Origin of the sequence: Candidatus Ancaeobacter aquaticus (assembly GCA_030765405.1) — a bacterium.
In the GTDB taxonomy this organism is placed as follows: domain Bacteria; phylum Auribacterota; class Ancaeobacteria; order Ancaeobacterales; family Ancaeobacteraceae; genus Ancaeobacter; species Ancaeobacter aquaticus.
In genome coordinates this window covers 193,988-202,347 of the sequence record JAVCCP010000040.1, presented here as the reverse complement: position 1 = coordinate 202,347, position 8,360 = coordinate 193,988, and the positions used below count along the sequence as shown (strand labels likewise).

The 8,360-nt window shown below is 35.9% G+C and carries 9 protein-coding genes; all 9 read right to left on the bottom strand.

Annotation, left to right across the window (positions count from 1 at the left end):
* Window positions 1-124 precede the first annotated feature (124 nt).
* The 9 genes from P9M13_05025 to P9M13_04985 all read right to left on the bottom strand — a co-directional run bounded on the left by P9M13_05025 (window position 125) and on the right by P9M13_04985 (window position 8,329).
* Window positions 125-901, bottom strand: coding sequence for a glycosyltransferase family 2 protein (locus P9M13_05025; protein ID MDP8262647.1), 777 nt, complete (start codon window positions 899-901; stop codon window positions 125-127).
* A 25-nt stretch (window positions 902-926) separates the two neighbouring features.
* Window positions 927-1,379 carry a hypothetical protein gene (locus tag P9M13_05020; GenBank protein MDP8262646.1) on the bottom strand — a complete coding sequence of 151 codons (453 nt, stop codon included), beginning with the start codon at window positions 1,377-1,379 and terminating at the stop codon, window positions 927-929.
* Window positions 1,380-1,425: 46 nt separating this feature from the next.
* Complete coding sequence (locus P9M13_05015) at window positions 1,426-2,226, bottom strand: transketolase (protein MDP8262645.1); 801 nt, start codon at window positions 2,224-2,226, stop codon at window positions 1,426-1,428.
* 16 nt (window positions 2,227-2,242) lie between these two features.
* Window positions 2,243-3,310 (bottom strand): radical SAM protein, encoded by a 1,068-nt coding sequence (locus P9M13_05010; protein MDP8262644.1) that lies wholly within the window; start codon window positions 3,308-3,310, stop codon window positions 2,243-2,245.
* A 42-nt stretch (window positions 3,311-3,352) separates the two neighbouring features.
* Window positions 3,353-4,888 carry a PfkB family carbohydrate kinase gene (locus P9M13_05005; GenBank protein ID MDP8262643.1) on the bottom strand — a complete coding sequence of 512 codons (1,536 nt, stop codon included), beginning with the start codon at window positions 4,886-4,888 and terminating at the stop codon, window positions 3,353-3,355.
* Window positions 4,889-4,890: 2 nt separating this feature from the next.
* On the bottom strand, window positions 4,891-5,877 hold the full coding sequence (locus P9M13_05000; protein MDP8262642.1) for an SDR family oxidoreductase: 987 nt from the start codon (window positions 5,875-5,877) through the stop codon (window positions 4,891-4,893).
* A 165-nt stretch (window positions 5,878-6,042) separates the two neighbouring features.
* Entirely contained in the window at window positions 6,043-6,360 is a 318-nt protein-coding gene (locus tag P9M13_04995) for a DegT/DnrJ/EryC1/StrS family aminotransferase (GenBank protein ID MDP8262641.1), read from the bottom strand.
* A 101-nt stretch (window positions 6,361-6,461) separates the two neighbouring features.
* On the bottom strand, window positions 6,462-7,595 hold the full coding sequence (locus tag P9M13_04990; protein MDP8262640.1) for a DegT/DnrJ/EryC1/StrS family aminotransferase: 1,134 nt from the start codon (window positions 7,593-7,595) through the stop codon (window positions 6,462-6,464).
* A gap of 68 nt (window positions 7,596-7,663) precedes the next feature.
* Window positions 7,664-8,329, bottom strand: a complete 666-nt coding sequence (locus P9M13_04985; protein MDP8262639.1) for a class I SAM-dependent methyltransferase — start codon at window positions 8,327-8,329, stop codon at window positions 7,664-7,666.
* Window positions 8,330-8,360 lie beyond the last annotated feature (31 nt).

Below are 8,360 nucleotides of genomic sequence, written 5' to 3'. Positions count from 1 at the left end.
CTGTTTCTTTTTTCGGTGATCGTTTGCTATCCTGTTTCTCTTACCCTACTTCTTACTCTTTTCGAGATCGCTTCCTCGCTTCGCTCATCGCGATGACTCCGCTAAACGTCATTTCGCAGAAGTCTTACTTATCTTTTCTAGTCGCTGTTTTAGAATCAGCTGCAAATATTTTATTATTTTTAATTTTCACACTACAATAATGATCTTTGATCAATTTTAAATAGCCTTTAATAACTTTCAACAACGATGGAAATGAAACAGCTCTAGAAACACCATGTTCTCTTATCCCCAGTCTATAAGGAACTTCAGCATAGAGATATCCTCTTTTAACAGTTCTTATTAAAATATCTGTTTGAAAGAAAAAACCACTACTACGATACTCCAACTCCTTCAAAATCGATTTGCGATATAGAATTGTTCCATTTGTATAATTAAAATTGGTAAAAAAGGATACATTAACAATGAAACGATATAAAAAAGATAGAATCCTTCTAAATAATGGCCTTACTTGTTCGTTATAAACGAACGGGATTACAATATCAACATTGTCGAGCAATTCACAATAACGAAATATTTCCCATGGATCAATTTCATTATCGCCGGGTATCAAGACAATAATATTTCCCTGAGCATTATCAATACCATCCCAGAAAGATGCTCCAATGCCTTTTGGTTTATCGTGAACAATCATCTTAATTCTACTATCTTCTTGAGAAAAAGACTGCACTGTTTGCTCAGTCCCATCAGTACTACCGTCATTTACGATAATAATTTCTCCAACAATAGAATAATCATCAAAAGCTTTTAGCGTATTTCCAATTGCATTGGAAATATTTAACTCTTCATTCAAAGCCGGCATTATTACTGATATTGTATGTTCTTTAATATTTAAGGCGTTCACAAAAACCGTTCCACATAATTTATAATTATACCCTCATGTACCCCGCTCTGGGGCTATCTATCCAGTCACTAACAATAGTTTTAAAATCACAATCGTGTTCGTAGGGATCGTATACTTTTAATTTCACTAACTTCATGAGTTTAATATCATCACCTCCACAACAATGTGAAAGCCCCAGAAACTTGAAATAGTCGTTTGCTCCAGTTCCTATAAACTTAACATCGAGTTTTTGTAAAACAACATCGTTTCTAATTTGCTCTATTGCCCTGTATGCTAGAAAATTCACTATTGAATAAACTATAGGTTTTAACCCACTCATACACATACCAGCAGCTATGCCCACAGTTCCCTGCTCCATAACTCCACAGTTTATGATTCTTTCGGGGAATTCCACTTTTATTTTATCTGCCGCCCCAAATCCCATATCGCATACTAAAAGACAATATCTTTGATCCTTACGAAAATAAGGGATAATCATATCTAAAACGTCTTTTCGATAATTATGCATGTATTTAACTTTCAAATTATATGATTAACTTTTCACAGCCCGGAATCCGAAAATGAAATTTAGGCACATTCTCCATACACTTCAAGCCAAAACCTTTAACTGTTTCTGCGATAATAATTTTTGGTTTTTTATCGCAGATAGATTGTGTGTTTTTTATAACAGTTGCCAACCGTTCTGAATTATGTCCAGAGCAGCTAACAGGTGAAAGACCGAAACCTTTCAATCTATTAATAAGATCACTCTCGTGCTTATCAAGAACGTTCAAGATAAAATCCATTGCTTGTAATTTATTTCGATCAATTACCACAACTAGATTTGAAAGATTATATTTAACAGCAAACTGGAGCGCTTCCCACGTTGTTCCCTCTTGCAACTCACCGTCACCAACAACACAAAAAATAGAATAGCTCTTTTTTTGAATATGTGCGCCAAAAGCAGTTCCCACAGCGAGAGGAAGTCCATGTCCTAATGACCCACAACCAGCCTCAAATCCATACTCTAGACGTCTTTCCATGCAACCCAAGAGTGTACTCTTTGATGTGTAGAAATTATCCCATTCTTTTTTCGGAATAACACCTTTATCAGCCAATATTGCATAGAGCCCGTAACATCCATGCGCTTTAGAGAAAATAAGCCTATCTCGATCTTCCCATAAAGGATTTTCAAAATCATAGTTCATGCAGCGATAATATAGCGCTACAAGTATATCAACACAAGATAGTGATGGGGCAATATGCCCGGCACTATTTTTCACAGAAAGATGGATTACGTTGCTCCTTATTTGGTCCGCTTTTTTTTGTAATACTAATTCATTCATGATATATGTTTTTCTGTTATATAAAATTCACGTGTTCTGAAGGGTGCTTTAAGTCCCACAGATACTTATTCACTTCATCCATTCTACAATTTACTCTACAATTACACGTATCCAGCTCATTCTTTACCCACTCAAGAGAAGCGCGTCTTTTTTCTCCTTCCCAGATTTCTCTAAACGTTTGCTCATGGATATTGCCATACAAGAAACGTTCATCTCCAAGATACACGCTGCAACCCCACACATTTCCACCCGCATCAATATATGACCAGAAAGGAAGGGCTAAGCAATGTGTGTATCCATGCTCACCCTTATCCCACTTCTTCATACTATTAATACGGAACACTACATGAAACTGCTCATCATTATACTGAGAAAGCTCATCTTTTAACTGAAGATAATTATCATATTTAATATCTTTGTATTCCGTAGTATTACTCTGAGGATGATGAGAGTACGGTTTGACTACTAAATAATCCATCCCAATATCTTTTGCCCTTTGAGCTAACTTCCCAACTTCCTGATAGTTATCAGGCAATAACATTATCTGCATTCCCAAAGTACATTTATAATTATTACTTCTTCTTACATCGTTTGCATAGGCCATATTATGCATAACTTTATCAAGATCATCACTCTTACCTCGGTGAATCTTGTTATAAGTATCTTTTGTAGCACCATTTATACTCACTTTTACCCAGGTTATACTTGTAAGTGCTGCATCAGCAAAATCCTTATCAAGAAATACCCCGTTTGTCGTAAACGCAACATCAATCCCTGACTTCTCAGTATGAAGAGTAATATCAAGCATATCTTTATGTAAAAGTGGCTCACCCTCACCCGCATACATGATACTCTTGAGTCCTAACGATCCCATTTCTGAAATCCTGTCTTTTAAAACCTCTGTTTTGAGAAATCTTGGCTTGTACTCCATAAAATCTAGACCGCAATATGTACACCTATGATTACAAGCACCTGCAGGCGATATCTCCATATATAAAGGATATATATTTTTATTTTTCTGCCAATCATTTACCCTATCGACATGATATATTAATTTATGACTGTCTATTCTGAATTTGTCCATAATAAATCCTTACCGGTGCATCTTAAGAGTGGATAAATATTGTCATTTAAGAAGTGCAGTAATGTATTTAAAAAGAGGAGCCGGTTCAATAGAAGAGCGATTCCCCACTATCAAAACCTTCATTGCTCCAGCAGCGTTACCTATAAACCCAACTACTTCCATTGGTGCATTTTTAAATACACATGGGGCTGTCACAGAAAAATAGGCATCCCCTGCTCCAATTCTATCAAGCACCTCTTTGGAGAATATCGGTATTTCCTTAAACCCATCAGCTTTGGAATAGACCAATGACCCCTTATGCCCTCTAGTAATAATTATTTTGTCGCACTTGAGCTTTTTGCTTATTTTAAGTATCAATTTGTTGAGATTGGAATATCTATCATGACAAGCTAACCGTATCTCAGGTTCATCAATACAAATATAATCGGCACGAGAAAATTTAGTAACTACATTAAATCCTCTGTTTGCACTATTTGTTTGCACATTTATAGCTAAATATTTAGCTTTCTTACTTAACAACTTAACCATTCTGGGCGTTAGTAATCCATGGCCAAAATCGGTTACAATGACCATATCATAATCTTTGAGGTGCTCATCTAAATAAGTGTATAATTTCTTTTCTATTTTTTGTGATGTATGAACATTGTCATCTAAATATATTATTTCGAATAGTTTATTTAAAAAGTTAGGATCAACAAATCTGCGTTTCACAACCGTAGGCGCATCTTCGATCTCATAAAAATTTGTCGAAATATTAGGTTTCAAATGTGTTGCGATGAAATCTTGATAATTATTTTGTTTCCCTATTGAACTTACCAAATGGACATTTTTACAAAAACCTGCTGTATGATTTGCTGCAGCCAGAACGCCACCCGCAAATATTTCCTCATTTAAATATTTTGTAACGATGATATTGTCTTTCGCGGATTTTCCTACGCCAAAACAATAATGGTATTCGTCAATAATGATATCCCCAATGACAAGTACTTTTGTGTTTTCCACCTTTTTTATGTACTTGATTACATCATTAGAAGAATATTTTTTTCTAAAATCTTGAAAAAATTCGCGGGCTTCATCAGGATACGGGGGAAAATATGAATTTATAAGAGACGTAGAACTAAAGGTAATATCATCAGTAAAATGAAGCATTCCTCCGACAGAATTTATTGCTTCTTCCTCTTCATATATCTTTCCTGTAAGATCATCCTCTCTTTTAGAATAATCACTCCCTTTTACATAAATATTAGGTTTCAATCTCCTAATCGTCTCTACTGCAGTTGGCCAGTCATTAAGTGCCACATAGTCAACTGACTCTATCGCTGCTAAACTTTCAAGTCTCAATGCCTCTTTGAAAATGGGTCGGCCAGGCCCTTTATTTACATATTCATCCTTGGTAATTGTAACAACAAGAATGTTTCCTTTACTCTTTGCCTCTTCAAAATGTCTAATATGTCCTGGATGCAAAAGTTCAAAAACACCATGACAGTGAACGATCTTTTTACCCTTTTTTCTTAATCCATCCAAAATCGGGGCCAACTCATCAATTGTCTTAATTTTTGATAAAACATTATTTTTCATGTTTACCTCGATAAATATTTAAACCAATCTTTCGTAGCAACTTCAATTTTTTCAGGTGTCCAAACCGGCGCACTTCTCCAATAATCAATATGCTCTAAAACCTTATTAACGCCTTCTTTAAAGGATGTTTTTGGATTCCACCCGATAGTATTCTTTATTTTATCTATATTCGCCCATGTACAATCAGGCTCCCCAGGACGTTTAGGGATATAGATCCTTTCACCCTGCAGTAACTCAACTAACGTATTTACGCTCTGCGGACTACCTGATCCTATATTAAAAATTTCATTTGTCACATTTGATGCAGCCGCCGACACAAAAGCATCAGCAACATCATCAACATACGTGAAATCCCTTTTCTGAGTACCGTCACCAACAACAGTAAAAGGTTTTTGAGCCAATTTCTGCGCTAAAAACACCCCCATAACAGCCCCATAGGTTCCAGATGTCCGAGCACGAGGTCCATACACATTAAATAGTCTTAAAGAAACAACTGGTAGTTTATAAATATTCCCCCAATGGAGCACACATAATTCCCCCAAATATTTCGTAAGAGCGTATGGATACTCTGTTCTAATATCAGCATCCTCCTCAGTCGGATAGGCATCCGGTATTCCATAGCAAGAACTCGATGCCGTATAGATAAAACGTTTTACCTCACATTTCTTTGCAGCTTCAAGGACATTGATCGTCCCGGTAACATTTGCTCTGTAATATTCTTGAGGATCAATTATTGACGGAACAATATCCGCAAGAGAAGCTAAGTGCATTACCCAGTCGATCCCTTTGAAATAGCGATCAATAGTATCATTATTTGCAACATCAACTTGATGTAACGATAGTTGTGGATTATCTTTATGGTGTTTTAAATTATCAGGTCGACCGGTTGAGAAGTTATCAAGTACCGTCACCGTATGGCCATCAGCCAACAACCTATCGACAAGATTACTTCCAATAAATCCAGCACCACCTGTCACTAATACTTTCATACTTACCTCTTACACATATTGATATACTTATTTTGAGACATATTATTCTACATATTGGAGATCATGGTACTATACACCACAATCAACTAACGCATCAAGCTTTAGTATTTAGCGTACACCAAAAGAAGCATGAGTATATCGTAAAATTATTCTACTAAATATCCTTTATCTATAAAATTCTGCTATTTTATCAATAACGTAATCCTGTTGTTTCGTAGTTAATTCGGGAACCATCGGAGGTGATAATATACGACAAGACTTATACAATGCTTCTGGGAAATCGCTTTCTTTACACCTCAAATAAGAATATGCAGATTGCATGGGTAATCGAATAGGATAATGTATTCCGCACGCTACACCATTCATTTGAAGATGCTTCTTTAGATCGTCGCAATGTTCTATTTCTATAACAAATAAATGATACACTGCCTTTAATTTTGGATCTAGTCCGTACACCGTTATGTCCTCAATTTCTTTACACATTCTTCAATCTCACCCACAACATATTCAGGGCTGTGTGGCCTAAAACGCTTACTTCCCTGCTCGCAACAAATAACTAGTATGTAAAATATTTTTTACGCTACTCAGATATTAAGAACCTCTATTATTGATTTTACAACATATTCAACTTCATCATTTTTAAGTTTTGGATAGAGCGGTATAGTAATAGTTCTTGATCCGATTTGTTCAGCTATCGGATACATTCCTTCAGTATAGCCGAGCTTATCTCTATAATATTTCAATAGATGTACGGCTCTATAATTTACGGCACAACCAACGTGCTTATCTTGCAGTCCACTCAACACTGTATCACGTTTTTCTTCTGAGACTTGAATGGTATAGAGATGAAACGCATTTTTGCAATTTTCCTTTGTCATCATGAGCCTTATGTTAGTGTCTTTGAAAGCATCATCATACATTTTTGCTATGCACTCCCGTCTATCCCTCAAACTATCAATTTTTTTAAGCTGTCCCACTAAAAGAGCTGCCTGGATATTATTCATATTATATTTCCATCCCAATACCGACATATCCCAGTGGCTATAACTTTTTGTGTATCTATCAGCAGCTGATTTATCGATACCATGCAGTCGCATTATTCTTATTAATTCAGCTTTTTCTGGATCATGAACAATAATTGCCCCACCTTCTCCGCAGGTAATGTTCTTTGTTGCATAAAAACTAAAGCAAGCCCCATCACCCAGCTGACCAGGCTTTATACCATCCCGAACACCTTCTACACAATGTGCAGCATCTTCAATAACGATCAATCCATGTTTATCCGCAATTTCCTTAATTTTTTTCATGTCACACATCTGCCCATACAAATGAACAGGGATAATTGCTTTTGTCTTATTGGTAATTTTTTCTTCAATAAGATCAGCATTTATGTTTCCGGTATCTTCTTCCACATCAACAAACACCGGTTTTGCACCTACGTGAAGTACCGCATTAGAAGTGGCACAAAATGTCATTGGCGTCGTAATAACTTCATCACCATGACCAATGCCCCATGCAAGCAAACATAACTGTAAAGCGGCCGTACAACTCGTTACCCCAATAACATCTCCCCCGCCAAGGTAATTTGAGAACGCTTCTTCAAATTCAGCAACGACTTTTCCGGTCGTGAGAAAAATTGACCTCAAAACTTCATCGAATCGCTTAATATCCGCTTCATCAATATTGTGTTTGTAAAATTCTACTTTTCTTTTATCCATATGTTATTTCCTATAATACAGTGTTCTCATTGAAACATATCACAAATTTGCAAGCCTGAAGGCTTGCGCTACATTTTATTTCCCATAATCCAAAAACTGTCTCTAAATAAAGCTAATGGTGAAGATATTAATAGCTTCGAAATAAAACAATTTATTACTTTAGGGAATTTCAAATGCAGACCCCAGTCAAAATCAGGATATACATCTAACTTAAACGTCTTTTTAATTTGATTAAAACCGTTATCTTCAAGTTTATATGCGAGTGATTCCGGCGAATAGAACTTTACATGTGTTGGATCGGAATACCCGAACCATTTTTTACCTTTTACAACCCTCATTGGACTAGAAAAATTTGGTGTCACAAGAAACAACGCCCCTCTAACTTTAAGGAGTCTTTTAGCTTCATTAAGAAAAAGCACGGCTTCTTCTTCTCTTAAGTGTTCAATTAATGATATACCGATCAATAAATCAAAACTTTTTGATCTGTAGGGCAGTTCTTTCACATCCGCAACAAGTGCATCCGCTTTTTTCGCTGCTGTAATTGAAAGATCACAACCAGTTACTTTTCTACCATTCTTATGTAAAGCACTGAGAAGCTTACCGGTACCACATCCAATTTCAAGAATACTTACATAATTATTTTTTTCAATTACATCATCTAATGTTGCATAAATATGAACTGGAAGATCATCCTTATCCTTAAAATACTCTTCGTTGTAATGTTTTTCACTCATCAGTGTTATTTCTTTGTTTTTCAGGGCTAAC